We start from the raw sequence: 24,842 nt of genomic DNA, 5'->3' as shown, positions 1-24,842 counted from the left end.
TTGGTCGTTCGTTCCAATTCGCCGGCCCGTCGGGGGTGGGGAAGACCGAGCTGTCCAAGACGCTGGCGGAGTTCCTGTTCGGGGACGAGGACGCGCTGATCCAGCTGGACATGTCGGAGTTCATGGAGAAGCACACGGTCTCGCGGCTGTTCGGCTCCCCGCCCGGCTACGTCGGGTACGAGGAGGGCGGCCAGCTCACCGAGAAGGTGCGCCGCAAGCCGTTCTCGGTGGTCCTGTTCGACGAGATCGAGAAGGCCCACCAGGACATCTTCAACAGCCTCCTGCAGATCCTGGAGGACGGTCGTCTCACCGACGCCCAGGGGCGTGTGGTGGACTTCAAGAACACCGTGATCATCATGACCACGAACCTGGGGTCCAAGGACATCTCCAAGGGCGTGTCGATGGGGTTCGCGCGGCAGAACGACGAGCAGGGCTCGTACGAGCGGATGAAGGCCAAGGTGTCGGAGGAGCTCAAGCAGCACTTCCGGCCCGAGTTCCTCAACCGTGTCGATGACACCGTGGTGTTCCACCAGCTCACCCCGAAGGAGATCATCCAGATCGTGGATCTGATGATCGCCAAGGTCGACGAGCGGCTCCGCGACCGCGACATGGGCATCGAGCTGCGGCAGGAGGCCAAGGACCTGCTCGCCCTCCGCGGGTACGACCCGGTGCTGGGGGCGCGGCCGCTGCGGCGCACGATCCAGCGGGAGATCGAGGACACGCTGTCGGAGAAGATCCTCTACAGCGAGCTCAAGCCCGGCCAGATCGTGATCGTGGGCACCGAGGGCTTCGACCCCGACAACCCCGACACGGCCGAGAACGCCAAGTTCACCTTCAAGGGCGTGCCCAAGCCCACCGGCGTCCCCGACAGCCCGCCCCCCATCGAAGGCGCGGTCAACTTCAACAAGGACTGACGACACCCGGCGAGCGCACGCGAGGGCCCGCGACCGGAAACGATCCGGTCGCGGGCCCTTCCGCATGCGGCCCCGGGTGCCCTGCGCCCGGCGGGCCAGGCGGGCGGGTCAGGCGGGCAGGGGCTCGCCGGTCTCCAGCAGCGACTTCAGGCCGGACGCGATCGCGGGCCAGCCCTGGCTGATCATGCCGCGCATGACGCTGCCGGGGTCGAAGCCGTCGTGCACGACGGTGAGCTTCACCATCTCGCCGAGCGGCTCGATCTCGAAGGTCACCTTGGATCGGGACTCGGCCTGCAGCTTGACCAGCACGTCCTCGCCCACCCCGGCGCCCTCCGCCCATTCCGGGGTGAAGCTGTGCCAGGTGTAGGACAGCCGGCGGCCGGGCTCGCACTCCAGCACGACCTGCTCGGGGTCGCTGGTGCGGCGGCCGCTCTCCTGCCAGGTCATCTCCGAGCCCGGCTTCCAGTCGGTCTCGAAGCCGACGCCCCAGTAGCGGCTCGTGAAGGCCGGGTCGGTCAGGGCCTCCCAGAGCCGCTCGGGCGTGGACTTGATGTAGGTCGTGTACACGAAGGCGTCGCTGCCGTCCATCGGCCCCTGCTCCAGTGCTGTCTTGAGATCGGTGAGCGCGTTGACGCGCTCCTGGTCGTAACGCCTGATCCAGCGCTCGGCGATCGCGTTGATCGGTGCGGCGTTGAGGTAGTGCAGCTTCTCCCGGCCGCGCCGCGCCGCCACCACCAGATGGGCGTCCTCCAGCACGGACAGGTGCTTGCTGATCGACTGCCGGCTCGTGCCGAGGCCCGCGCACAGCTCGCGCAGGCTCTGCCCGTTGCGCTCGTTCAGCCGGTCCAGCAGCTTGCGCCGGGTGGGATCGGCCAGCGCCCGGAAGACCTCGTCCATCCTCGCCGTCTCCCCGCTCCCGCTCGACCACCGCCATGATAGGCAACCGCAGGACTGCACTTCAACGCCGACGCGGGGGCCCGCCGCGCCCCTGCGAAACACCGCCGGGCGCCGCCCGCCGCCGGAAACCCGGCCACATGCGGTACTTGCGGAACCGCCCGTCCGATTTGAGCATGAACGGACGGAGGAGTGCATGGATGACCGAACCGAGCAGGCAGTCAGGCGCGTCATCGACGCGATGCGGCAGAACCTCGGCGAAAGGATCACCATCGACGACATGGCGCGCATCGCCATGTTCAGCAAGTTCCATTTCTGTCGCGTTTTCCGAGAATCCACCGGCATGTCACCGGTGAGATTCTTCTACGCGCTCCGATTGGCGGAGGCCAAGCAGCTTCTGGTCGGCACATCGCTGTCCATCGCCGACATCGGAACCCGTGTCGGATACGCCAGCACCGGCACTTTCAGCTCCCGTTTCAAGTCGACCGTCGGCGTCCCGCCGAGCGTCTACCGCGCGACGGGAGGGGATGCCGTCCGGGCCGCCGACGCGCTGCGCCGCCGCGCCCGGACCGGGCACACGACCATCCGCGGCGCGGTCTCCTGCCGGGACGCCTGGCACGGCGGCCCCGTCTTCGTCGGCCTGTTCCGCGAGGCCGTCCCGACCGGCCTCCCGGCCCGCTGCTCGATCCTGCCCGCGCCGGGCACCTTCGCGTTGACGCACGTCCTGCCTGGTAGATGGCATGTCCTTGCCTACTCGCCCGCCCCGGGACCGGACGGGGCCGCCGAGGACGCGCTGGTCGGCGCCGCCGGCCCGCTCATGATCAGGCACGGCACCGCCGTGCGGACGGCCGAGGTCCGGCTGCGCCCGCTCAGCCCCTACGACCCGCCCGTCCTGCTCGCGCTCACCGCCCCCGACGCGGCCCGCGAGCTGACGTCCTGACGTCCCGGCGCCCGGCGTCCCGTCCCCGCGATCGAGCAAGTGCGAAGAAGCACCGCCCAGAACGAGCCCGCATACTGAGAGCCGGATCACTCCCCTCCACTCGGAAAACCCCCGCGCACGGAAAAGGCCCGTGAACCGAGTCCGCGCCGTGAATCGCTCACGCCCCCAGGGAATGACATGCCTCAAGATCAGAGCCACACCCTGCCCACGCCGCGCCCGGAAAAGGCGGCACCCGTGACGACCGGAACCTCCCTTTTCGTCACCGGCCATTTCCCGCGCCGCCGCACACTGATCATTCTGCTCAGCGCGGGCGCCGGATTCCTGCTGACGGTCATCTGGTCGGCGGAGTTCGTCGACCAGACGATCGGGGACAACGTCGCCGGCACGCTCCTCGGCCATGACGCGAAGGGGACGCCGATCGCCGGGATCGCCGCCGGGATCGCCTTCGCCTTCGCGAGCGGGCTCGCCGGCTCGTTCACGGCGTGCAACGTGGCCGCGTTCAGCACGGTCGCGCCGCTGCTCGGCGGCACCGGCGGCCGCTGGGACCGGCTCGCCGGGACGCTCCGGCCGCTCGGCTGGATCGCGCTCGGCATGGTGACGGTGTCGGCCGGCTACGGCGCGATCGTCGGCCTGGCGGGCACCGGCATGCCGCAGTTCTCCACCGCCGAGAGCACCCCCGGTTCGCTGTCCGCGCGCAGCGTCCAGTCCATGGTGGTGTTCGGCGCGATCGGGCTGGCGATGATCTACATGGGGGCCGCCGCGCTCGGCGTCGTCCGCGACCCGTTCGCCCGGGTGGCACGCCGCTTCCCCAACGCTCCGCTGGTCTTCATGGGCGCGCTGATCGGCGGGTTCCTGATCGGCCGCCCCTACCCGCTGTTCCGGCAGCTCTTCCGCGACGCGGCGGAGAGCCACAACCCGCTGTACGGGGCCGCCGCGTTCGTCCTCCAGTCGGTCGGCAACATCGTGATCATGGCGGTGCTGTTCCTGCTGCTCGCCCATCTCGCGGGCCGCCGGCTGAGCCGCTGGCTGGCCGCCGATCCGCGCCGCGTCGCGGTGCTGACGGCGTCCTCGCTGATCGTGGCCGGGGTCTTCAGCCTCCTCTACTGGGACGTGCGGCTGCTCGCCCGCCGGGAGATCATCCCGTGGTACCCGGTGGCCCCCTGGTCGTGACGCCGCACGGCCGCCGGTGCGGGCGCCGCCGGGCGCCCGCATCGCCCGTCCGCAACCGCTTCCGGGCGGTTGAGCTGGGTGTTTGATTTTGCTGGGGTTTGCCTTCGCTTGGTGATCCGAGTAGCTTGGCCCCCGCCAAGGCGCTCACCAGGCGTTCTTGTCCCACCTGGCACCGAGCCGGTGGGGGCGGCGCGCCCCACGCGTCGCCCGGCGGCACCTCCCATGCACGCCGCCCGCGCCCTGAACGGGCCCTACAACAGCAGCGCCGCTCCCTCTCGCAGCGGCACCCGCCGAGTCCGCCACAGCGCGGAGCCGGGGACCCACCCTCGTGCACTGGGGTGAATCGGCCGTTTCACCGGCCGTAGGGCGACTTCCACGTCCGAACCCGTCAGCTAACCCGGTAGGCGGCCCATGGAAGCAAGGAGTCCCCCTTGACAGGCAAGCACAGCACGGGCAATCACAACTCGGGCAACGACAGCACGGGCAAGAAGAGCAGGAAGCCGGGTCTTTTCGGGCTGAGCCCGCGCGCCAACGGCGCGATCCTCGGCCTCGCCGCGATCGGCGTGGCCGCGACGACCCTCCAGGCGACGGCCGGTTCGTCCGAGTCGGGCACGTCCGTCGCGTCCGTCCAGAGCATCCCCCAGCAGCGCTCCGCCGAGGCGGAGCCGCGCACGGACCCGGAGAAGGGCTCCGGGTCGTCCGCCAAGCCGGACGAGACCGACAAGCGCTCGAAGGTCATCGAGCTGGCGAAGACGTGGAACCCCCACAGCAGCCGGCGCGTGCCCTACAGCCAGACCGACTACCACAACGGGTACCGCACGGACTGCTCCGGCTTCGTGGCGATGACCCTCGGGCTCGCGAAGCCCGGGCCGAACACCGTCGGCCTGACGTCCTCGCGCTACACCGAGCGCATCAAGATGTCGGAGCTCAAGAAGGGCGACCTCGTGATGGACGCCGAGGGCACCAACACGACGCGCCACGTCGTCATCTTCGAGAAGTGGGCCGACAAGGCGCACACGTCCTACTGGGCGTACGAGCAGCGAGGCCGGTACGGCACCGACTACCGGACGCGCGACTACGGCCTCGACTCGGGCAGCGAGTACAAGGCGTACCGGCCGAAGAAGCTCAGCGGAGCTTGATGGCGACGCCGGCCATCCCGAGCTGCTCCCCCGGAGCGAGGTTGTCCGGGTCGACCGGGCCGTCGGGACGCCACAGGGCCGTGTAGGTCACACCGGGTTCGACCAGTTCGAAGTCACCGAACTGGGCCTCGATCTCGGCGGGCGTGCGCGCCCAGCCCTCTTCCAGGTTCTCTCGTGTGATGCGGGCCAGCTCCTGTTGCTGGGGCAGGCCCGTGTCCACGAGGGACGTCATGAACAGGTGGCTGCCGGGCGCCAGGACGTCGCGGTAGGCGGCGACGACGCCGTCCACCACGTCCGGCGACAGGTAGTGCAGCATCCCGACCATCATGACGACGGCCGGGCGGGAGAAGTCGATGAAGCCGTCGACGACGGGGTCCGACAGGACGGCCGCCGGGTCGCGGACGTCGCCGACCATCACCCGCGTGGCGTCGTTGTTGGCCAGGATCGCCCGCCCGTGGACGGAGACCAGCGGGTCGATGTCGACGTAGACGACGCGGGCGTCCGGGTTCTCGCGCTGGGCGACCTCGTGGGTGTTCTCGACCGTGGGCAGCCCGCTGCCGAGGTCGAGGAACTGGTCCATGCCGGCTTCCCGCGCCAGGTAGCGGACGCCCCGGACGAGCACCTTGCGGTTCTCGACCGCGGATTCGCGCAGGCCCGGGATCAGCGCGGCCGTCTGGTCGGCCAGCGCGCGGTCGGCGGCGAAGTTGTCCTTGCCGCCGAGGAGCGCGTCGTAGGCGCGCGCGATGGTGGGCTTGTCGAAGTCCAGCTCGGCCGGAGGCCACTCGTCAGCCATGCCGCCATCGTAGATCGTTACGCCCGGAGAGTGGGCCGAAATCCCCACTCTCCGGGCTTTTCGGTCAGGTGTCGCGCATCGCCCTGAGCGACTCCTTCAGCGAACCGACCGTGGCCATGACCGCCGTCGGCTCGTACCCGCAGTGGGCCATGCAGTTCGCGCAGCGCGGGTCGCGCCCCCGGCCGTAGGAGTCCCAGTCGGTCTCGTCCAGCAGTTCCTGGTACGTCTGCGCGTAGCCGTCCGACATCAGGTAGCAGGGGCGCTGCCACCCGAACAGCGAGTAGGACGGGATCGCCCAGGCCGTGCACGGGAAGTCGACCTTGCCCTCCAGGAAGTCCAGGAACAGCGGCGAGTGGTTGAGCCGCCAGCGCTTGCGGTTGCCGTCCGCGAACGCCTTGCGGAACAGCTCGCGGGTCTCCTGGACGCCCAGGAAGTGCTCCTGGTCGGGCGCCTTGTCGTAGGCGTACCCCGGCGAGATCATCATCTCGTCGACCTTGAGGTCGTCGTTGAGGTAGTTCATCACCTCGATGACGGTCTGCGGGGTGTCGGTGTTGAAGAACGTCGTGTTCGTCGTGACGCGGAACCCGCGCCGCTTGCACTCCTTGATGGCGGCCACCGCGTCCTCGAACACGCCGTCCTTGCAGACGGACGCGTCGTGGCGCTCCTGCAGACCGTCTATGTGGACGGCCCACGCGAAGTACGGCGACGGCTTGAACTTGTCGAGCTTCCGCGGGATCAGCAGCGCGTTGGTGCACAGGAAGACGAACTTCTTGCGCTTCACGAGCTCGCCGACCAGCTCGTCGATCTGCGGGTGCATGAGCGGCTCGCCGCCCGCGATGGACACCATCGGCGCCCCGCACTCCTCGATGGCGGCGACGGCCTGCTCGACCGGCATCCGCCGCTTCAGCGTGTCGGCGGGGTGCTGGATCTTCCCGCAACCGGCGCAGGCGAGGTTGCAGGCGAACAGCGGTTCCAGCTCCACGATCAGCGGGAACTTCTCCCTGCCGCGCAGCTTGTTGCGGAGGATGTAGCCCCCGATGCGAAGACTCTGGCGAAGCGGCATGCTCATTGTGTCCGGACCTCCTTTGGCAGGGTGAACTCGGTCGTCTCCACCGTGACCGTGTGCTCCTCGACGTCGACCGGCCCGACGAGCCGTGTCATGGGACGAGCCGTGTCATGAGGAGCCGTCCAGGTACCGGCCGAGAGCACTGATCGGGAACACCAGCCGGTACAGGTGGTAGTTGATGTAGAAGTCGCCGGGGAACCCGGTGCCGGTGAAGTTGTCCTCGTCCCAGTTGCCGTCCGGCCGCTGGTTCTCCACCAGCCACCGGACGCCCGCGTCCACCGCCGCGGAGCGCTCGCCGGCGGCGAGCAGCGCCAGCAGCGCCCACGCCGTCTGCGACGGGGTCGACTCGCCGCGCCCGATCCAGGACGGGTCGTCGTAGGAGCGCAGGTCCTCGCCCCAGCCGCCGTCCTCGTTCTGGTGCTGCTCCAGCCAGGCGACGGCGCGGCGGATCGCGGGCTTCTCCGGGCGGACCCCGGCCGCGATGAGCGCGGGCACCACGCCGCCCGTCCCGTACACGTGGTTGGCGCCCCAGCGCCCGAACCAGGAGCCGTCCTCCTCCTGCGCCTTCAGCAGCCACACCACCGCGCGCTTCACCACGGTCGTCTCGGCGAGGCCCTCCTTGGCGAGCGCCTCGACGACGTGGGCGGTGACGTCGGCGGACGGCGGGTCGATGACGGCGCCGAAGTCGCAGAACGGCAGCTTCGTGCACAGCTCGCGGGTGTTGTCGGCGTCGAACGCACCGTAGCCGCCGTCCCGCGACGCCATGCCGTTCAGCCACCGGACGGCCCGCTCGATCGGCGCGTCCGCCTCCGGCAGCGACGTCCGGCGCAGCGCGAGGATCGCCTCGGCGGTGTCGTCGGTGTCGGGATAGACGTCGTTGTCGAACTCGAACGCCCACCCGCCCGGCGGCAGGCCGGGCCGGCGCACCGACCAGTCCCCCGGCCCGCGGACCTCCTCCCCGAGCACCCAGTGCGCCGCGCGCACCAGCGCCGGGTCGTCGGGCGCGGCGCCGGCGTCGCCGAGCGCGTTCATCGCGAGGACGGTGTCCCAGACCGGCGACTGGCACGCCTCCAGCCGGCGGCCCTTCTCGTCCCGGATGGTGAACCGCTCCAGGCCGTCCAGGCCCCGCTTGATGACCGGGTGGTCGAGGTCGTAGCCGAGGACGTTCAGCGCCATCAGCGAGTACACCCAGGGCGGCTGGATCCCGCCCCAGCAGCCGTCGGCCTCCTGCCGGGCGATGATCCAGTCGGCGGCGCGGCGCATCGCGGCGGTGCGCAGCGGCCGCACCGGCCGCTTCTCGTACACGTGCAGGACGCGGTCGAGCGCGTTGAACGCCCGCCCCCAGCCCTTCGCGTCCTTCGGCGGCACCGTCCCGGCGCGCAGTTCCGCGAGGTCGACCGGCAGGTCCCGGACGGGCCGCAGCGACCCGAGGATCGTCAGCGGGACGATCGTCTGCCGCGCCCAGCACGCCCAGTCGTAGACGTTCAGCGGGACCCGGCTCGGCAGGAACATCAGCTCCGGCGGCATGACGGGCAGGTCGTCCCACGACCACTGGCCGAACAGCGCCAGCCAGATCCGGGTGAACACGCGGCTGCCCTCGATGCCGCCCGCGTCCCGCGCGAACTTGGCGGCCCGGCGCATGTGGTCGGCGTCGACCGGGTCGCCGGCGAGCCGCAGCGCGACGTACGCCTCGATCGTGGTGGACAGATCGGCGGGGCCGCCGTGGAAGTTCGCCCACGTGCCGTCCTCGCGCTGCTGCGCGCGGATCCAGCGCGCCGCGTCCTTCGTCTCCGCCTCGGAGCGGATGCCGAGGAACTGGCGGAGCAGCAGGTCCTCGGCGTCCATGGTGACGTTCGTCTCCAGCTCGGCCTTCCACCAGCCCTCGGGCGACTGCAGGCCGAGCAGGTGGCCGCGGGCCGCGTCGACGGCCGCGGCCGCCGCGCCGGTGAGCCCCGGAGCTTCCGTCGTGGTCATTCGGCGATCTCCTTCTCGCACGGGGTGGCCGTCCGCGCCGGGACGGCCGGGCTCGGTGGCCTGCCGGGTCCAGTGCTCCCGGCGGGCTCAGTGGTCCCGGGAGGTGACGAACAGGGCGATGTCGCGGAACTCGGCGGCGGCGAGCCCGTCCACGCCGGACTCGTCGAGGTGCCGCTGCGCGGCGGCGATCCGCCGGTCGGCCTCGGCGGACGCCCAGTCGCGGCCGCCGGCGGCCTCGACCAGCCGCGCCATCTCGCGCAGGGCGTCCTCGGACGGCTGGTCCGGCTTGCCGTACAGCTCGGCGAGCCGGGCGGACTCCGGCGTCCCCGCGTTCAGCGCGTACACCACCGGCAGCGACTTCTTGCGCGCCCGCAGGTCCGACAGGACGGGCTTGCCGGTCGTCTCCGGGCTGCCCCAGATGCCGAGCAGGTCGTCCACGAGCTGGAACGCGAGGCCCATCTCGGCGCCGAACCCGGTCAGCCCGGTGACGAGCGGCGTCGGCCCCTCGCCGAGCATCGCGCCGATCGAGCAGGCGCAGGCCAGCAGCGCGCCCGTCTTGTCGGCGGCCATCGCGACGACCTCGTCGAGCGTGACGTCGGCGCGCTGCTCGAAGCCGAGGTCGTACGCCTGCCCGGAGATGAGCCGCTGCGTGGCGGCGGTCAGCGCGCGCGCCGCCCAGTGGGCGCCGCGCGTCTGCTGGTCGAGCAGCAGTTCCTCCGACAACGCGAGGAGCGCGTCGCCGCCGAGGATTGCGGCGGACGGGCCGAACACCGTCCACGCGGCGGGCCGGTGCCGGCGGGTGCGGTCGCCGTCCATGATGTCGTCGTGCAGCAGCGAGAACGCGTGCACGAACTCCACGGCGACCGCGCCCGGCAGCGCCGTCTCCGGGGGCGCCCCGGCGGCCCGCGCGGACAGCAGCGCCAGCGCGGGGCGCAGCGCCTTGCCGCCGGCGGCGGCCGGGCGGCCGTGCTCGTCGGTCCAGCCGAGGTGGTAGGCGACGACGCGGCGGGTCCACGGGTCGAGCCGCTCCGCGGCGGCGCGCATCGCGTCGTCGACGAGCGCGCGCCCGTCGGTGATCGAGGTCGGGACGGTGGTCATGGTCCGCTCACCCCGTCGCTGCGCACCCGGTTCAGGTGCCGCCGGACGAGGCGGGCGGCGGTGAGGCCGCTTCGCACGGCTCCCTCCATCGTGTCGGGCCAGCCCGTGTCCGTCCACGCGCCGGCGAGGAAGAGCCACGGCAGCCGGGTCGCGGACGCGGGACGCAGCGCGCCGGTGCCGGGGCTCTGGCGGAAAGTGGCGTGCCGTTCCCGCGTCACGAAGAAGTCGGTGACGCGGGCCCGGCGGGCGGCCGGGAACAGCCGCTCCAGCTCGGCGAGGTACACCGCGCGCAGCTCGGCGGTGGGGGTGTCGATCCAGCGGTCGGCCGCCGAGACCGACACCGCGAGGTACTCGCCGCCGCCGGTCAGGCCGCTCACCGCGGTGCGGTCGAACACCCACTGCACGGGCGAGCCGACCGCCGCGACGAACGGCTCGTCCCCGCCGTCGGCGCGCAGCACCGGCCGGTCGTAGACGACGTGGACGTTGACGATGGGGCTGGAGCCGAGGCCGTCCCACTCCGCCCGCTCGGGGGACGCCTCCGCCGGGACGAGGGTCGACGCCACCCGGTGCGGCACCGCCATCACGACGGCGTCCGCGCTCACCGGGGAGCCGTTCACGACCAGCTTCGGCCCGGCGTCGACGGCCGTGACCTTCGCGCCCAGCTCGATCCGGCCGCCGCCCCGTTCGATCTTCGCCGCCGCGACCGTGCCGTGCAGGTCGCCGAGCGGGATCGTCGGCACCCCGATGTCGGCGGCGTCGGAGCGGCCGAGCAGGGCGGTCTGGCACACCATCGCGGCGGGGCCGAGGGCGGCCTCGTCCAGCCGGATGTTGAGCGCGGCCGTGACGAACAGGTCCCAGAGCGCGTCGCGGGCCTGGGGCCGCTGGCCGTGGCGGGCGAGCCAGGCGCCCATGGTGGTGCGGTCGTGCGCGGGGTCGTCCGGGTCGAGCCGGTCGAGCGCGAGCGACGCCCGGACGGCGCGGAGCCGGTCGGCGGGCGGCAGCAGTTTGTACCCGGCGAGCGCGGGCACCAGGTGCAGCGGACCCGGTGCCTTGGCGCGGCGCAACCGCCCGCCGGTACCGCCGGGGGTGAGGACGCGGACGTCGAACCGGTCCTGGACGCGGACGCGGTCGGCCGCCCCCAGCCTGCCGAGCAGCCCCTGGTAGGCCGAGCAGCACTTCAGGAAGATGTGCTGCCCGTTGTCGACCGTCAGCCCGTCGCGCGTGAAGGAGTGCGTGGCGCCGCCCAGCCTGGGCCGCGCCTCATAGACGGTCGTCCGTATACCTGTTTCTTGGAGCGCCAGCGCGGTCGTCACCCCGGCGAGACCGCCGCCGACGATGGCGACCTCCCCCGGCCCCCCGGCCGAGCTCATCGGTGGACTCCCGACATCGCCATCGCCGACACGGCGGCCTTCTCCCACGTCGGCAGCGAGGTGCGGGTGTCGAGCGCGGTCAGCGGATCGGCCTTGATGCGCCGCAGCAGGTGCCGGTAGATGCCCGCCATCGCCCCGGCGCACGCGGAGCTGCGCCGGTCGAGCATCGGCAGCAGCTGCAACCCCGTCGCGTACCACTCCTCCGCCCGGTTCGCCTCGAACCGGATGAGGCCCGCCAGCCGCCCCGGGTCGTCGGTCAACCGGCCCGACCCGTCCCGCTCCAGCGTGCAGCCGAACCGGACGAGGTCCTTGGCGGGCAGGTAGACGCGGCCGCTCAGCCCGTCCTCGCGGACGTCCCGCAGGATGTTCGTCAGCTGCAGCGCGACGCCGAGCGCGTCGGCGCGCGGCACCGCGGTGTCCGGGTCGGACGTGCCGAACACGCCGAGCGACAGCCGGCCGACGGCCCCCGCGACGCACCGGCAGTACCAGAGCAGGTCGTCGAAGGTGTCATAGGACGCGCCGCGGACGTCGGCCTCGCAGCCGTCGATCAGCTCCCCGAACGCCTCCAGCGGGATCGGGTAGCGGCGCGCGGCGTCCGACAGCGCGACCAGCACCGGGTCGGACGGGTGCGCGGCGGCGTCGGCGAGGCGCTCGCGCTCCGCGGCGAGCCGCGCCAGCCGGGTCGCGGGCGGCGCGTCGTGGTCGTCGCCGATGTCGTCGATGCGGCGGGCGAACGCGTACACGGCGCTCAGCGCGCGGCGCTTCGGCGGGGGAAGCAGCCGGATCCCGTACGAGAAGTTGCGCGCCTGCGTGCGCACGATGTTCTCGCAGTGCCGATAGGCGCTCGGTGCGTCCATCTGCCTATCTCCTTCCCAGTGTCCGCGACCACTCGGCCAGCAGTCGCGCCTTCCTCGGCGGTGAGGCGCTCCCCAGCACGTCGTAGGCGCCGCGCTCCAGCGCGGCGAGGGCGGCGAGACCGCCCGCGACGTATCCGGCGACGGCGACGCGCGCGAACCCGCGGAGCCGGCCGGTGAGGGCGGCGCCCTCGTCCAGCAGGCCCGCCGCACGCTTGGCCTGGAGTGCGACCACGCCGCGCAGCCGGGTGGGCGTGACCGCGGCGGTCAGGTCGTCCTCGGTGCAGCCGAACCGCCGGAGGTCGTCCTCCGGCAGGTAGATCCGGCCGTTGCGGTGGTCCTCGCCGACGTCCTGGCAGTGCTCGATGATCTGCAGCGCGGTGCAGACCTTGTCCGACAGCCGGACCCGGTCCGGGGTGGCGGCGCCGAACACGTGCAGGACGATGCGCCCGACCGGGTCGGCGGAGTAGGCGCAGTAGCCGAGCAGGTCGTCGAACGTCGCGTACCGGGCGACCTCCTGGTCGCGGCGGTTGGCCTCCAGGAGGCGGCGTAACGGCTCCGCCGGGATGCGGCACGCGGTGATGGTCCGGGACAGATCGCGCAGGACGGGCAGTTCCGCCCGCTCGCCCGCGTAGACGCGGTCGAGGTCGCCCTCGACGAGGTCGAGCAGCCCGGCGCGCTCGCCCGGCGGCGCCTCGTCCCCGATGTCGTCGACCAGCCGGGCGTAGCCGTACACGTTCAGCAGATGCTCGCGGTGGCGCGCGGGGAGCAGGCGGGTGGCGACCGGGAAGTTCTCCCGGGATTGGAGTTCGAGGCGGGTGCGGCGTTCCTCGGTCTCGTTCCACAAACGCTCGCTGACGGACATGGCGTTCCTTCGGGGCGGCGGCGGCGCGGGGCGTTCATCGATGCCCGATATCCGGGCGATGGCCCGGTAAACATGGACCATCGTGAGGCCCCTGTGACGTACGTCCCCGAACCGCCCCGGGCGACCCGCGAATATGCGGGATTCGTGAAGTGGGGCCGGAAGTGGTCACCCGGGAATATATGCGCGCCCGGCCCGGAGATCACCCCTGGTCAGCACTTTTTCCCATTCCGTTATGTTGGACTTGAGTTGAGTCATGCGTCTATCCCGGAGGCTCAACTCGGGATGTTCATGTTCGCGTAACTTCATGACAGCGCGAGCCCATGGCGGCCTAGTTCAATGCGCGCGACCGCGCGGACCGGCGCCGCGGACCCGGCCGGTCCGGTGAGCGCCGCGGCCGAATCGGTGCGCGGTGTCAGAAGGTGGCGAGCAGGTCGGCGAGCATCCACGGCGTCCGCTCGGGCGGCGCCGCCTCGGTCACCAGCGTGTTGAAGTCGTGCCAGTGCCGCTCGATCTCCGCGCGCCGCGTCGGGTACAGGGCGCGGTCGGCGCGTTCGAGGTAGACCATGTCCTGGAGGCCCTGCTGCGGGAACCGGACGAGGGTGAGCGGCCCGTCGCCCTTGATCCGGCCGCTGATGCCGACCGGCGCGATCTGCACGGTGACGTTCGGCCGCCGGCACAGCTCGATGATGTGCCGGATCTGGCCGCGCATGATCTCCGGGCCGCCGATCGGGCGCCACAGCGCCTGCTCGTCCAGGACGATCCACAGGTTCAGCGGGCGCGGGCGGCGGCGCAGCACGCGCTGCCGCCGCATCCGGAACTCCACCCGCCGCTCGACCTCGTCCGCGGGGGCGCCGCGGCCGATCACCGCGCGGGCGTACGCCTCGGTCTGCAGCAGGCCGGGCACGTACTGGGCCTCGAAGGTGCGGACCAGCTTCGCGGCCTGCTCGGCGCTCAGGTACGGCCGCACCCAGGACGGGAGGATGTCGGCGTCGTCCTGCCACCAGGCGCGCGCCGTCGTCTGCTCGGCGAGGGCGAGCAGGGTCGTGCGCTCGTCCTCCTCGGCGCCGTAGCCGGCCAGCAGCCGGGCGACCTCGCGCGGCCGGCCGCCGGTCCGGCCCGTCTCCAGGCGGCCGATCTTCGATTCGGACGCGTTCAGAAGCCGGCCCGCGTCCCGCCGCGAGAGCCCGGACCGGTCGCGCAGTTCGCGCAGCCGCCTGCCGAGCAGCATCCGGGGGACGAGCGGGTCCCCGCAGGGGCGGGCCGCCCGCGTTCGCGCCGACTGCCTGCCGCCGGTGCTCGTGGCGGCGGTGCCCGTGCTGCCGGTGCTCGTGCTGCCGCTGCTAGTGGCGCCGGTGCTCGTGGCGCCGGTGCTCGTGACGGAGGCCAAGGGGACTCCCATCGGGGGGATCGGCTTTGACGGCCGCCCTCACTATAGCTTCACGCAGTGCGGCGGGAAGGAGACGGTGTGCGACCTCCCCTCGGCGTCAGGGTTTCCGCGCCACCGCGCACAGGGTCGGAAGATCTTCGGTTTCCAGCCCCGGCACCTCGGGCCGCCACGCGCCGCTCGTCACGAGCCCCGGCTCCTCGATCTCCAGCCCGTCGAAGTAGGCGCGGATGAAGTCCGGGCTGCGCAGCCGGAACGGGATGGCGCCGGTCTCGTCGTAGGCGCGCTGCGCGGCGTTGAACGCCGCGTTCTGGTCGGTGGAGTCGTGCAGGATGAGGTAGCTGCCGGACGCCAGCGGCTCCACCAGCCCGCGGACCACGCCGTACGCCTCCTCGGGGTCGACGATGTGCCCCATCACCCCGATCAGCAGCAGCCCGACCGGCCGCGACAGGTCGAGGATCTCCGCCGCCTTGGCCATGATCGTCTTCGGGTCGTGCAGGTCGCAGTCGATGTAGGACGTGCGGCCCTCGGCCGTGCCGGTCAGCAGGGCGCGGGCGTGCGCGAGGACGAGCGGGTCGTTGTCGACGTAGACGACCCGCGCGTCCGGGGCGGCGCGCTGGGCCATCTCGTGGGTGTTGTCGACGGTCGGGAGCCCGGTGCCGCAGTCCATGAACTGGCGGATGCCGCGTTCGCGGGCGAGGAACCCGATCGCGCGGTCCATGAAGTAGCGGCCGGCGCGGGCGATCGGCACGATTCCCGGATAGAGCTCGACGTACTGGTCGCCGGCGATCCGGTCGATCTCGTAGTTGTCGGTGCCGCCGAGCCAGTAGTTCCAGATCCGGGCGGACTGCGGGACATCGGTGTTGATCTTCGTCTCCGGCCCCTGGTCCGGGCCGCTGGTCGCATCCGTCATCGTCAGACGCTCCTTCGGGGGCGACGGCTCCGTGCGCTGCGAACGCCTCCCGCAAACCTAGACCCGTCCGTCCCGGAGCGGCCAGAAACGCGAAATTAGGTCCTGTCCGCATTCGCGTTCGGGACATTACCGACGGCCTCGCGCCGAGCAGAACCAGGAGGTCGCGGTACCGAAACCTACGGACGGGGCCGAAGTGAGCCAAGGGAAATCTTCTGCCGCAATCCCCGCGCCTCCGCCGCCGCGCCGATCATCGGCGTGGCGGCCGCCTCCCCTGTCCGCACCGAACGGCGTTCAACACCCGCCGGCGCACCCAATTCGGCGGGATATGTACCTTTTATTGCCTTTCGATCCCCCCGCGAAGATCTACGGCCCGCCCTCACCCTCGCCCGTCCTATGAAGGAGGCAGCGAGAAACGCGGCCGCCGAGACCCGGATCCAGCCTGCATCCGCGACGGAGGTCTCATTCAAGTGCCCTCTTGCCCGCCGCCCGGAAAAACGCGCAACACCCACGAACTCCGCCGCCGCGGATCAGCCCTCAAAATGGCCTCGCAAAAACCGATGGCACACCAGAAAACCGTCCCCGGAAACACCCGTCCCGCTCCCGCACGCGTACGTGTCAGCGGGTGGCCCAGACCGCTATCGCCAGGGCCACGCGGTCCTCGAACTGGAGGGGGTCGCGGCCGGTGAGGGACTCGATGCGGGCCAGCCGGTGGCGGAGCGTGTTCGGGTGCAGGAACAGGGCCCGGGACGTGGCGCCGACCGCGCCGCCCATGTCGAGGAAGGTGCGGAGCGTCTCGATCAGCCGGGTGCCGTGCGCGGTGTCGTACTCCCTCAGCGGCCGGGCGATCTGCTCGACGAACGGGGTCAGCTGGTCGTGTTCGAGCCGGCCGAGCAGCGCCCGGAAGGTGGCGAGGTCGGCGGCCTGCACCACGCCGCCGCTCCGCCGCGCCGCGTCCAGCGCGGCGAGGCTCTCGGCGAGCGACACCGGCAGGTGGTCGAGCGGCCCGGGGCTGCCGATGCCGGCGGGCTCGGACCAGGCGTGCGCGTCGTTGGTGATGAGCAGCGCCGTGCCGTCGTCCAGGCCGAGGACGCCGGGCAGCTCCTCGTCGCCGCCGTCCATCGCGATCACCAGCAGCGCGGCCGGGTCGAGGCCCGCGTCGTCGATCCGCTCGCGCAGCACCTCGGCGGACGCGTGGCCCTGCCGGATCATGCGCAGCAGCCGGCCCGTCTCCTCCCGCTCGTACCGCTCGTCGCGGGTGGAGGCGTCCCGCTCGGCGAACCACTCGGTGAAGCTGACGAACGGCACCTCGGCGGGCACCTCGACCAGCGGCAGGCCGAGCCGGGCGCAGGCGTCCCGCAGCGCCGCCGGGACCTCGTCGGTCACGTCGCCGACGCCGTAGCCGATCACGCTCGCCCGGCCCGCCTTGACGGACTCGGCGAACGCGGCGCAGGCGCCCGGGTCCCGCAGCGACGCGCCGGCCGTCAGGACGATCTCGCCGCCGCGCAGGTAGGGCCCGGGGTCGAGCAGCTCGGTGGAGTGCGCCCAGCGGACCGGCCGGTCGAGGCCGCCCTCCCCGGCGACCAGGCGCAGCCGGAACCTCGGCACTTCCAGGAGCTGCCGGACGGTGCCGTACGGCACTGCGGAATCGCTGGTCACAGCCCCCACCCTCTCACCCGGGCGCGGGACCGCCGAGGCCCGTGACCGTGATTTGGGGAAGACCGTGCGTTGGAGAAGGGCACGACGGTCCGGGCGTGGCGTCGTGCGTTCGGCCAAGAGAACTCCGGCACCCTTGCCACCCACGACCATGTCGGGTTTGCCTGGAAACTTCGGAGTGATTCGAGGTGATCTTGATGCGCGAGCGCGTCGCACTCGTCGCCGGCGCGGCCGGCGGGATCGGCTCCGCGATGGTGCGCGAGCTGGCCGGCCGCGGCTGGCGGACGGCGGGCCTGGACCTCGTCCCGGCGGCGGACCCCGACCACAGCGTGGGCGTCGACGTGGCCGTCCCGGAGCAGGTGCACGCCGCCGTCCGGCGGATCGAGCGCGAGATGGGCCCGATCGAGGCCGCGGTCTGCGCGGCCGGGCACTACACGATCGTCCCGGTGTCCGACATCGCCTGGCCGGACTGGCAGCGGATGCTGCGGGTCCATCTGGGCGGCCTGGTGAACGTGTGCCGGGCCGTGACACCGGGGATGGTGGAGCGAGGACGCGGCGCCTTGGTCGCGGTCTCGTCCGCGCTGGCCATCGGCGGCGGGGACGGCGAGGCCCACTACATCGCGGCCAAGGGCGCGATGATCGGGCTCGTCCGGTCGCTGGCGGCGGAGCTGGCGCCGTCCGGGGTGCGGGTGAACGCGCTCGCGCCCGGCCCGACCGACACGCCGCTGCTGCGGCCCGACTCGCCCTGGCGGCGGCCCGCGTTCCTGCAGACGCTGCCCACCGGGCGGCTCACGACGGCGGAGGAGGTCGCGTTCGCCGGCGCGTACCTGGTCGAGGAGGGGACGTTCTGCGCCGGGGAGGTCCTCTCCCCCAACTCGGGGGCGGTGATCTGATGGCGGTCGCACTGGTGACGGGGGCGGCCGGCGGGCTCGGCTCGGCGGTCGCGCGGCGGCTCGCGGCGGGCGGCCACCGCGTCGCGCTCAACGACCGCCCGGACCGGGACGTGGCGGCGCTCGCCGCCGAACTGGACGGCGTCGCCGCGCCCGCCGACGTCGCCGACCCGGACGCGGTCGCCGCGATGGTCGGGGAGGTCGAGCGGCAGACCGGCACCGACATCGGCATCCTCGTCACCGCCGCCGCGCACGTCACCGCGGGCCCGCTCGCCGAGCACGACCCGGACGACTGGTGGCAGGTCATCGACGTCGACCTCGGCGGGACGTTCGCGTGCGCGCAGGCCGTCATGCCGGGGATGGTGGAGCGCGGCGGCGGCCGGATGGTGCTGGTCGCGGCCGAGAGCGGCCTGATCGGCCGGCCCGAGGCGACCGCCTGCTCCGCCGCGAAGGCCGGGATCATCGCGCTCACCAAGGCGCTCGGCCGGGAACTGGCGCCGCTCGGCATCGCGGTGAACGCGGTCGCGCCGAGCGTGATCGACACGCCGTGGCTGGTGGACATCGCGGAGCGGAGCGCGGTGGCGGACGAGGACTTCCGCGCCCGCGAGGAGGCGCGCGTGCCGCTGGGCCGCATCGCGACGCCCGACGAGATCGCGGCGGCGGTCGCCTTCCTCGCCGACGAGCGGCTGCCCATGCTCGTCGGCCAGGTCCTCCTCACCAACGGCGGAACGGTCAGGACCCGCGCCTGACACGCCGCAAGAGCGGGCCCGTCCCAGCGAGGACGGGGTCAGGCGGGCAGGGCCGCGATTGAGCGCTCGACGTCCTGTTCGAGGGTGGCGAAGAGGTGCAGCGGCAGGTCCATGAGCGACCGGTCCAGCAGTTCCGGGCGGCTCGCGGACGCTTCGATCGCGGCGCGGGCCTCGCCCTTGGTGAGCGTCCCGCCGGTGGACTTCCGGAGTGCGATGAGCCCTTCGCGCCAGGCGTTGCCGAGCTTTCCGTGCGCCCGCGCGTACAGGAAGCCGAGGACGTGCGCCGCGCCGGACCGCTCGTCCGGCCGGGTCCTCTCCGCGAGGACGAGGGCCTGCCCGGGGCCTGGGGTGCCGCGCAGCCACCGGACGATCCGGTACTTGGGCCCGATGAGGCGGGCGAACTCGCGCTGCCCCGCCGCGTCCTTGAGGAAGGGCAGGTCGTCGCGGCAGACGAGCCCGGCCTTCCGCGCGTTGGCGGCCAGCAGCGCCCGCACCGCCGACGCGCCGAACCCCGGATACAGGTTCACCAGGACGGTGCCGTGGTCTTGCAGGTTCCTGGGCAGCGGCGCGCCGAGGAGTGCGGGCAGCGCGACCCGCCGGCCGGGGGCGTCCTTCGGCCAGTCGGCACCGGCGAGGAGGATCTTCTCTCCGGGGTCCGCGCCGAGTTCGAGGACGCGGGCGGCCGACTCGCCGTCCAGGCCGCCGCCCGCCTCGACCGACTGAGCCCCGTGGGTGTACATGGCGGTGCGGGGGTCGTCGGCGATGGTCCTGGCGGCGGCCTCGGTCCGCCGGGTGGGGCGCAGGACGTACAGCGCGGCGGCGCTGCCGACCGCCTGGGCGCCGACGTACCGGTTGAAGTTCGGCAGCATCGCCTCGTAGGCGAGGTGGAGCGGGTTCAGCGCCTTCTGGACGGCGAGCCCCAGCGCCGGCTGCCGCTCCCCGTACCCGTAGGCCAGCAGCACCCGGCCGTTGCGGTGGTCGCGGAGGCCCTGCAGCCCGCGCGCCACGAACAGCTGGACGCCGTCCGGCGTGTACGGCGGGTCGGTGAACACCAGGTCGGCGGACTCGCGCAGCACGGCGGGCAGCCCGAGCCGCAGGTCGGCGAAGTGGCAGCGGACGTCCCAGCCGCGCCGCGCCGCCTCCGTGTCGACGAACTCCAGCAGCCGCTCGTCGACGTCCACGACGCTCGCCCGCAGGCCCGGCGCCCCGCCCGCCAGGAAGAGGCCGAGCGAGGTCAGGTCGTGGTCGCCGACGAAGAGGACGTGCGCGCCGGTCGGGTCGAAGCCGTCCAGCATGAACCGGGCGCGCTTGACCACGGTCTCGGCGGTGGCGGGGACGTGGTCGAGCGCCTGCACGGGCGGCGGCGCCGCGCCGATCAGCGCCTCCGCCGCGGCGACGGCCGCCGGGTCGCGGCGCGCGGACTCCGCCCACGGGTCGCGGGCGCCGAACGGCTCCCGCTCGTCGAACACGCCGCGGTACTTCTCGGCGTTCGGCTTCGCGATGCGCCGCCCGTCGCCGGACGTTTCGAGGTCGGGTTCCAGGGCCCGGAAGACCGCTTCGACCGTCCGCCGGGACGTCCCGGTGCTCGCGACGACCTCCTCGACGGTGCGGAAGTCGCCGGCCGCCAGCAGCCGGCCGACCTGGTCGATGCGCCGGGCGTCGATGCCGAACTCGGCCCGCAGCGCGCGGACGGCCTCCAGCGGGTCGTCCCGCAAGGGGTCTTGCTGCTCGGCATTCGTCATGGGTCGGACCTGCTCCGCTCGGCGGGGACGCTCGGTCCACGATCCTATGAGCCGCGCGAGCCCGCCCCCGCCACCGGAATTCCGACCGGCCATGCGGCCGTGCTACGCCGTGGTGCTGCTGAGGCCGCTCAGGCGGGTGCGGATCGTGTCGGCGTCGCCCGTGCAGGCGATGTAGCCGTCCGGACGGATCAGGGTCAGCGCCGCACCGTCGGAGGTGTACGCGGCGCGGACTTCGCCGTCCTGGTCCTGGTACTCCCCCGCCTCGCCGATCGTGACGACACGGACGCCGGGGTACGCGAACCCCGTATCGAAGGAGTCGAAGGCGAGCACGGTCAGATGGGGGCCGCAGAGCAGGTCGTGCACGCGGTGCCGGGCGCCGTCCCTGTCGTGCAGGACGCCGTCCGGGGCGCGGGTGCCGCCGAGCGGGCCGTCCGAGAGCGAGCTGTCGGGGTAGCCGAGGAGGAGCTGCTGCGTCTCCTCGCCGCGCTGGTGCGCGTCCGCCTGCCCCTCGACGGCCTTCTCGTACAGGGCCGTGCTGATGCCGAGGACTGCGGCGGCGACGGGCAGCCGCTCCTCCTCGTAGGTGTCCAGGAGGGACGCGGGCGCGCCGTTGACGACCGCCCCCAGTTTCCAGCCGAGGTTGTAGGCGTCCTGGACGCCGGTGTTGAGGCCCTGCCCGCCCGCCGGGGAATGGACGTGGGCGGCGTCGCCGACCAGGAAGGCACGGCCGGCGCGGAAGCGTTCGGCCATCCGGATGTTGACCCGGTAGACCGAGCTCCAGGTCAGGTCGGTCAGGCGGATGTCGGTGCGGCCGGACGCCTCCTCCAGGGCCTTCTGGTAGGTGGCGAGGGTGAGCTCCGGGTTCGCGTCCGGCGCGATCGGGGCGGTGAACTGGAAGTCGTCCGTCCCGGCGAGGGGGCACAGGCCGACGCGCACGGACTGCGTCGCCATGTCGGCCCAGGTGTGCCAGTGGTCCCGGTCGAGGTCGGCGGTCCGGACGTCGCCGATGAGCATGCGCTCCGCGTCGCGGGTCTCGCCGCCGAAGCCGATCCCGAGGGTCTTGCGGACGTCGCTCCGGCCGCCGTCGGCCCCGACGAGGTACGCGGCGCGGACGGTGCCGCCGTCCGCGAGGGTGGCGGTGACCCCGTCCGCGTCCTGCGTGAACGCGGCGAGTTCGCCCCGCTCCACCCGGCCGCCGAGGTCCGCCAGGCGGTCGTGCAGGATCGCCTCGGTGCGCCACTGCGGCACCATCAGGACGTTCGGGTACGGGACGGCGGCCGTCGCGGCCTTCGTCTCGCTCATCCGCCCCTCCCACACGACCTCGCCGCCCGCGTAGGCGCGGATCGGCGGGTACGCGGCGCCCGCCGCACGGACCGCGCCGATCACCCCGAGGTCGTCGAAGACCTCCAGCGTCCGCGGCTGGAGGCCCTTGCCGCGCGAGCCGGTGCGGGTGCCGGGGTCGATGACGCGGTACCGGACGCCGCGCCGGGCGAGGTCGACCGCGAGGGTGAGGCCGGTCGGGCCGGCTCCGATGACGAGTACGTCGATCATGTCGTTCTCCCTTCCGGGACCGAGCCTCCGCCGCCGCCCTGGCAGATCGCTGTCAGCGCGCTGACAGCGTTCGCCCGCCGCGCGGCGCCGACATTGTGACGGCGCATTCATCGCGGGCCGACGCGCTGCGCCCGTTCGGCTGCTTCCGCCTGGCCAGGGCCGCCGTCGCGGGATGACCGGCGATTTCGCCGATGCCGGGGGCCCGGCGGCGTGCCGAGAATGTGCGCATCCTGGAGCCGGTCCCCCGGCTCCGCCCCGTTCCGGGGAGCCGGCTCCCGGCTCCTCCCCCCGAACAGGAGCGAAGCGACGTGCGATCCCTCCCCAGGCACGCCCCCGGCCGGGCGGCGAAGGCGCTGCTCGCCGCGGCCCTCACCGCCGGCGCACTCACCGTCCCGCAGGCCGCCGCGCAGGCGGCCGACAACCCCTACGAGCGCGGCCCCGCCCCGACCGTGCAGAGCATCGAGGCGCTGCGCGGCCCGTTCGCGACGTCCCAGACGAGCGTTTCGTCGCTGAGCGTGACCGGCTTCGGCGGCGGGACGATCTACTACCCGACCAGCACCGCCGAGGGGACGTTCGGCGCGGTGGCGGTCGCGCCCGGCTTCACCGCCGACCAGAGCAGCATGGCCTGGCTCGGCCCGCGGCTGGCCTCCCAGGGCTTCGTGATCTTCACGATCGACACCAACACCCGGCTCGACCAGCCGAGCAGCCGCGCCCGGCAGCTGGAGGCCGCGCTCGACTACCTCACCGAGCGCAGCAGCGTCCGGACCCGGATCGACGCGACCCGGCTCGGCGTGATGGGCCACTCGATGGGCGGCGGCGGGACGCTGGAGGCCGCCGAGGAGCGCCCGCAGCTGCAGGCCGCGATCCCGCTGACCCCGTGGGACCTGCAGAAGAACTTCTCGGACGTGCGCGTCCCCACGATGATCATCGGCGCGGAGGCGGACACGGTCGCGCCCGTCGCCTCGCACTCCGAGCCGTTCTACACGAGCATCCCGGCGTCGTCGGAGAAGGCGTACCTGGAGCTGAACGGCGCCAGCCACTTCGCGCCGAACATCGCGAACACGACGATCGCGAAGTACAGCATCTCCTGGCTCAAGCGGTACATCGACAATGACACCCGCTACGACCAGTTCCTGTGCCCCGGCCCGAACCCGGACCTGAACATCTCCGAGTACCGGGACACCTGCCCGAACTCCTAGCCCCCGTCCCCCCGGGGCTCCCCTACCGGCCGGGCCGCCCGTTGCCTCCCCGCACGGGCGGCCCGGCCATGCCGCCGTCGGCGGAGCCGTCCTCCGCGCCGTGCAGCCGCAGCGCGCTGAGCGCGAGGGACAGTTCGACGAGGTCGCCGGGGCGGGTGAGCGTCCGCCCGGTGAGCTGCTCGATCTTGCGGAGCCGGTTGAGGACGGTGTTGCGGTGGCAGAACAGCCGGTCGGCCGCGCGCGCCGCGGAGCCGTCGCATTCCAGCCAGGTCTCCAGCGTCGTCAGCAGCACGTCGCGGAACCCGGGGTCCACGTCGCCGAGGCCGCCGAGCGCGACGTGCCCGAGCCGGCCGGCGAGGCGCGGCTGGGACAGCACGAGCGCGTCGGGGAGGCGGCGGTCCAGCCGGGCGATCTGGTTGCCGGGGCCGCGGCACGTCCGCAGCGCCAGCTCGGCGAACCAGCGGGCGCCGCCCAGCTCGGCGAGCGAGCCGACGACCGGGCTCACCCCGGCGTGCGAGCGCGCGTAGGGGCGGACGGCGGCGACGAGGTCGTCGAGCTCGGCGGTGCCGAGCGCGACCAGCGCCACCTGCGCGTCGGTGCGCAGCCGCCAGATGAACCGCATCCCGCCGGTGTCGGCGGGGCGCCGGTCCACGCCGTCCCCGAAGCCGCACTCGGCGCCCAGCATCACGACCGCGTACCGGCCGGTCGCGGGCAGCCCGAGGACGGACGTCGCGGTCGCGAGCAGCCCGCCGTCGGCGCCCTGCCCGTCCAGCAGCGCGTCCACGATCGCCTGGACGCGCTCCTCGCTGCGCCGCGCCAGCGCCAGCTCGGTGCGGTGGTAGGCGGCCGCGGCGGCGCCGGACTGCTGGTCGATGGTGTCCCAGGTGCGGGTCGCCTGCCGGATCAGCGCCGGGACGTTCTCGGGGTCGTTCTGCCCGACGACCTCGACGACCGCCTCCCAGAACACCCGCCCGGCGAGCCGGTAGGAGCGCAGCAGCTGGTCGAGGGGCTGCCCCTGGTGCGCCCGGCGCTGCCCGAGGCGGCGCGCCCAGTCGAGGTCGGCGCGGCCCCGGCTCGGTTCGAGGATCGTCTTGAAGCCGTGCCCGAGCCCGGTGTGGCACATCTCCCACACGTCGTGCCGGAACGCGTCGTCGCGGTCGCCCCGGTCGCCGGACAAGATCTCGGCGGTGAGCCGGTCGGCGAGGTCGGGCAGCCGGTCCGACAGCCGCAGCACCGCCTTGCGCATGATGGTGCGGTCCGCGTCCATCGGGCGGGCCGGATCGGGCCGCCGCGCCGCCGTCCCGGTCGTCCCGGCCACCGTGCCGTCCGCCGTCCCGTTCACCGTCGCGGACCGTCCTGCCGTCATCGCGGGCCACCTCCAGCACAACGCGGGGGCCTCATCGTGCCATCGCGGGCGCCTGCGGGCCATCGCGGGATGTCCAGACTGTGCGGGCTCACAACGGGGGCACGTCCGGATTGCGCCGTGGCCACGAAACGGAGGCGGGCTCTGGACCGCCGGGGGGCGGCCGTGCTCACCTATGGTCCCCTTCCCTTTTGAGACCCCGTCCAATAGAGGAGCCGCCTACGGCGCCCGGCCGAGGTCAGTTCCCCGATGAGGAGGGACCGGCATGACCCACCCCCAGCCGCACCCCCGTGCCGCCGCCGTTCGCCGGCCCGATCGTGA

Annotated in this window: 21 protein-coding genes and 1 riboswitch; of the genes, 7 read left to right on the top strand and 14 right to left on the bottom strand. The window is 73.0% G+C overall.

Going from position 1 to position 24,842, the window contains the following annotated elements:
- The coding region (locus tag ETD96_RS13710) for an AAA family ATPase (RefSeq protein WP_138636715.1) at positions 1–914 on the top strand (914 nt) is incomplete at its 5' end.
- Positions 915–1,022: 108 nt separating this feature from the next.
- On the opposite strand, the gene ETD96_RS13705 is transcribed toward ETD96_RS13710, so the two are convergent.
- Positions 1,023–1,811 carry an ArsR/SmtB family transcription factor gene (locus ETD96_RS13705; RefSeq protein WP_138636714.1) on the bottom strand — a complete coding sequence of 263 codons (789 nt, stop codon included), beginning with the start codon at positions 1,809–1,811 and terminating at the stop codon, positions 1,023–1,025.
- A 193-nt stretch (positions 1,812–2,004) separates the two neighbouring features.
- Here ETD96_RS13705 and ETD96_RS13700 point away from each other — a divergent pair, with 193 nt between their 5' ends.
- The 3 genes from ETD96_RS13700 to ETD96_RS13690 all read left to right on the top strand — a co-directional run bounded on the left by ETD96_RS13700 (position 2,005) and on the right by ETD96_RS13690 (position 5,057).
- A complete protein-coding gene (locus ETD96_RS13700; RefSeq protein WP_138636713.1) occupies positions 2,005–2,748 on the top strand; it encodes a helix-turn-helix domain-containing protein in 744 nt (247 codons plus the stop codon).
- Between the two features lie 234 nt (positions 2,749–2,982).
- On the top strand, positions 2,983–3,918 hold the full coding sequence (locus ETD96_RS13695; protein ID WP_240807604.1) for a hypothetical protein: 936 nt from the start codon (positions 2,983–2,985) through the stop codon (positions 3,916–3,918).
- 278 nt (positions 3,919–4,196) lie between these two features.
- Positions 4,197–4,340, top strand: a riboswitch (cyclic di-AMP (ydaO/yuaA leader).
- A 9-nt stretch (positions 4,341–4,349) separates the two neighbouring features.
- Complete coding sequence (locus ETD96_RS13690; protein WP_138636711.1) at positions 4,350–5,057, top strand: NlpC/P60 family protein; 708 nt, start codon at positions 4,350–4,352, stop codon at positions 5,055–5,057.
- Here ETD96_RS13690 and ETD96_RS13685 read toward each other — a convergent pair.
- From ETD96_RS13685 to ETD96_RS13640, 10 genes are all read right to left on the bottom strand, one after another.
- A complete protein-coding gene (locus ETD96_RS13685) occupies positions 5,044–5,850 on the bottom strand; it encodes an SAM-dependent methyltransferase (protein WP_138636710.1) in 807 nt (268 codons plus the stop codon). The genes ETD96_RS13690 and ETD96_RS13685 overlap by 14 nt on opposite strands.
- A 64-nt stretch (positions 5,851–5,914) precedes the next feature.
- A complete protein-coding gene (gene hpnH / locus ETD96_RS13680) occupies positions 5,915–6,919 on the bottom strand; it encodes an adenosyl-hopene transferase HpnH (protein ID WP_138636709.1) in 1,005 nt (334 codons plus the stop codon).
- 105 nt (positions 6,920–7,024) lie between these two features.
- Complete coding sequence (gene shc / locus ETD96_RS13675) at positions 7,025–8,890, bottom strand: squalene--hopene cyclase (RefSeq protein ID WP_138636708.1); 1,866 nt, start codon at positions 8,888–8,890, stop codon at positions 7,025–7,027.
- A gap of 87 nt (positions 8,891–8,977) precedes the next feature.
- A complete protein-coding gene (locus ETD96_RS13670) occupies positions 8,978–9,988 on the bottom strand; it encodes a polyprenyl synthetase family protein (RefSeq protein ID WP_138636707.1) in 1,011 nt (336 codons plus the stop codon).
- Positions 9,985–11,358, bottom strand: a complete 1,374-nt coding sequence (gene hpnE / locus ETD96_RS13665) for a hydroxysqualene dehydroxylase HpnE (RefSeq protein ID WP_138636706.1) — start codon at positions 11,356–11,358, stop codon at positions 9,985–9,987. The genes ETD96_RS13670 and hpnE overlap by 4 nt, the downstream gene beginning before the upstream one ends.
- Positions 11,355–12,215, bottom strand: a complete 861-nt coding sequence (gene hpnD / locus ETD96_RS13660) for a presqualene diphosphate synthase HpnD (RefSeq protein ID WP_138636705.1) — start codon at positions 12,213–12,215, stop codon at positions 11,355–11,357. The genes hpnE and hpnD overlap by 4 nt, the downstream gene beginning before the upstream one ends.
- A gap of 4 nt (positions 12,216–12,219) precedes the next feature.
- Positions 12,220–13,077 carry a squalene synthase HpnC gene (gene hpnC, locus ETD96_RS13655; protein ID WP_138636704.1) on the bottom strand — a complete coding sequence of 286 codons (858 nt, stop codon included), beginning with the start codon at positions 13,075–13,077 and terminating at the stop codon, positions 12,220–12,222.
- A 412-nt stretch (positions 13,078–13,489) separates the two neighbouring features.
- On the bottom strand, positions 13,490–14,464 hold the full coding sequence (locus tag ETD96_RS13650) for a helix-turn-helix domain-containing protein (protein ID WP_205719245.1): 975 nt from the start codon (positions 14,462–14,464) through the stop codon (positions 13,490–13,492).
- Between the two features lie 97 nt (positions 14,465–14,561).
- Entirely contained in the window at positions 14,562–15,374 is an 813-nt protein-coding gene (locus tag ETD96_RS13645) for an SAM-dependent methyltransferase (RefSeq protein ID WP_138636703.1), read from the bottom strand.
- Positions 15,375–15,989: 615 nt separating this feature from the next.
- Entirely contained in the window at positions 15,990–17,030 is a 1,041-nt protein-coding gene (locus ETD96_RS13640) for a PucR family transcriptional regulator (protein ID WP_171069017.1), read from the bottom strand.
- A 194-nt stretch (positions 17,031–17,224) separates the two neighbouring features.
- Between ETD96_RS13640 and ETD96_RS13635 the strand changes: the two genes are divergently transcribed.
- On the top strand, positions 17,225–17,920 hold the full coding sequence (locus tag ETD96_RS13635) for an SDR family NAD(P)-dependent oxidoreductase (RefSeq protein WP_138636701.1): 696 nt from the start codon (positions 17,225–17,227) through the stop codon (positions 17,918–17,920).
- Positions 17,920–18,666, top strand: a complete 747-nt coding sequence (locus ETD96_RS13630; RefSeq protein ID WP_138636700.1) for an SDR family NAD(P)-dependent oxidoreductase — start codon at positions 17,920–17,922, stop codon at positions 18,664–18,666. The genes ETD96_RS13635 and ETD96_RS13630 overlap by 1 nt, the downstream gene beginning before the upstream one ends.
- 38 nt (positions 18,667–18,704) lie before the next feature.
- On the opposite strand, the gene ETD96_RS13625 is transcribed toward ETD96_RS13630, so the two are convergent.
- The gene (locus tag ETD96_RS13625; protein ID WP_138636699.1) at positions 18,705–20,408 is read right to left on the bottom strand and encodes a bis-aminopropyl spermidine synthase family protein; all 1,704 of its coding nucleotides are present in this window, start codon (positions 20,406–20,408) and stop codon (positions 18,705–18,707) included.
- Between the two features lie 102 nt (positions 20,409–20,510).
- On the bottom strand, positions 20,511–21,959 hold the full coding sequence (locus tag ETD96_RS13620; RefSeq protein WP_138636698.1) for an FAD-dependent monooxygenase: 1,449 nt from the start codon (positions 21,957–21,959) through the stop codon (positions 20,511–20,513).
- Positions 21,960–22,267: 308 nt separating this feature from the next.
- Between ETD96_RS13620 and bdeA the strand changes: the two genes are divergently transcribed.
- The gene (gene bdeA / locus ETD96_RS13615) at positions 22,268–23,158 is read left to right on the top strand and encodes a bis(hydroxyethyl) terephthalate hydrolase (protein WP_392732244.1); all 891 of its coding nucleotides are present in this window, start codon (positions 22,268–22,270) and stop codon (positions 23,156–23,158) included.
- A gap of 22 nt (positions 23,159–23,180) precedes the next feature.
- On the opposite strand, the gene ETD96_RS13610 is transcribed toward bdeA, so the two are convergent.
- Positions 23,181–24,524, bottom strand: a complete 1,344-nt coding sequence (locus ETD96_RS13610; RefSeq protein WP_240807602.1) for a PucR family transcriptional regulator — start codon at positions 24,522–24,524, stop codon at positions 23,181–23,183.
- Positions 24,525–24,842: the final 318 nt, after the last annotated feature.

Source organism: Actinomadura geliboluensis (assembly GCF_005889745.1).
GTDB lineage: Bacteria > Actinomycetota > Actinomycetes > Streptosporangiales > Streptosporangiaceae > Spirillospora > Spirillospora geliboluensis.
This window is presented reverse-complemented; position numbering and strand designations above follow the sequence as displayed.

Coding starts and splice junctions, on each gene's coding strand:
- ETD96_RS13705 (WP_138636714.1), bottom strand. CDS start 1,811: ATGGACGAGGTCTTCCGGGCGCTGGCCGATCCCACCCGGCGCAAGCTG.
- ETD96_RS13700 (WP_138636713.1), top strand. CDS start 2,005: ATGGATGACCGAACCGAGCAGGCAGTCAGGCGCGTCATCGACGCGATG.
- ETD96_RS13685 (WP_138636710.1), bottom strand. CDS start 5,850: ATGGCTGACGAGTGGCCTCCGGCCGAGCTGGACTTCGACAAGCCCACC.
- hpnH (WP_138636709.1), bottom strand. CDS start 6,919: ATGAGCATGCCGCTTCGCCAGAGTCTTCGCATCGGGGGCTACATCCTC.
- shc (WP_138636708.1), bottom strand. CDS start 8,890: ATGACCACGACGGAAGCTCCGGGGCTCACCGGCGCGGCGGCCGCGGCC.
- ETD96_RS13670 (WP_138636707.1), bottom strand. CDS start 9,988: ATGACCACCGTCCCGACCTCGATCACCGACGGGCGCGCGCTCGTCGAC.
- hpnE (WP_138636706.1), bottom strand. CDS start 11,358: ATGAGCTCGGCCGGGGGGCCGGGGGAGGTCGCCATCGTCGGCGGCGGT.
- hpnD (WP_138636705.1), bottom strand. CDS start 12,215: ATGGACGCACCGAGCGCCTATCGGCACTGCGAGAACATCGTGCGCACG.
- hpnC (WP_138636704.1), bottom strand. CDS start 13,077: ATGTCCGTCAGCGAGCGTTTGTGGAACGAGACCGAGGAACGCCGCACC.
- ETD96_RS13645 (WP_138636703.1), bottom strand. CDS start 15,374: ATGACGGATGCGACCAGCGGCCCGGACCAGGGGCCGGAGACGAAGATC.
- ETD96_RS13635 (WP_138636701.1), top strand. CDS start 17,225: ATGCGCGAGCGCGTCGCACTCGTCGCCGGCGCGGCCGGCGGGATCGGC.
- ETD96_RS13630 (WP_138636700.1), top strand. CDS start 17,920: ATGGCGGTCGCACTGGTGACGGGGGCGGCCGGCGGGCTCGGCTCGGCG.
- ETD96_RS13625 (WP_138636699.1), bottom strand. CDS start 20,408: ATGACGAATGCCGAGCAGCAAGACCCCTTGCGGGACGACCCGCTGGAG.
- ETD96_RS13620 (WP_138636698.1), bottom strand. CDS start 21,959: ATGATCGACGTACTCGTCATCGGAGCCGGCCCGACCGGCCTCACCCTC.
- ETD96_RS13610 (WP_240807602.1), bottom strand. CDS start 24,524: ATGACGGCAGGACGGTCCGCGACGGTGAACGGGACGGCGGACGGCACG.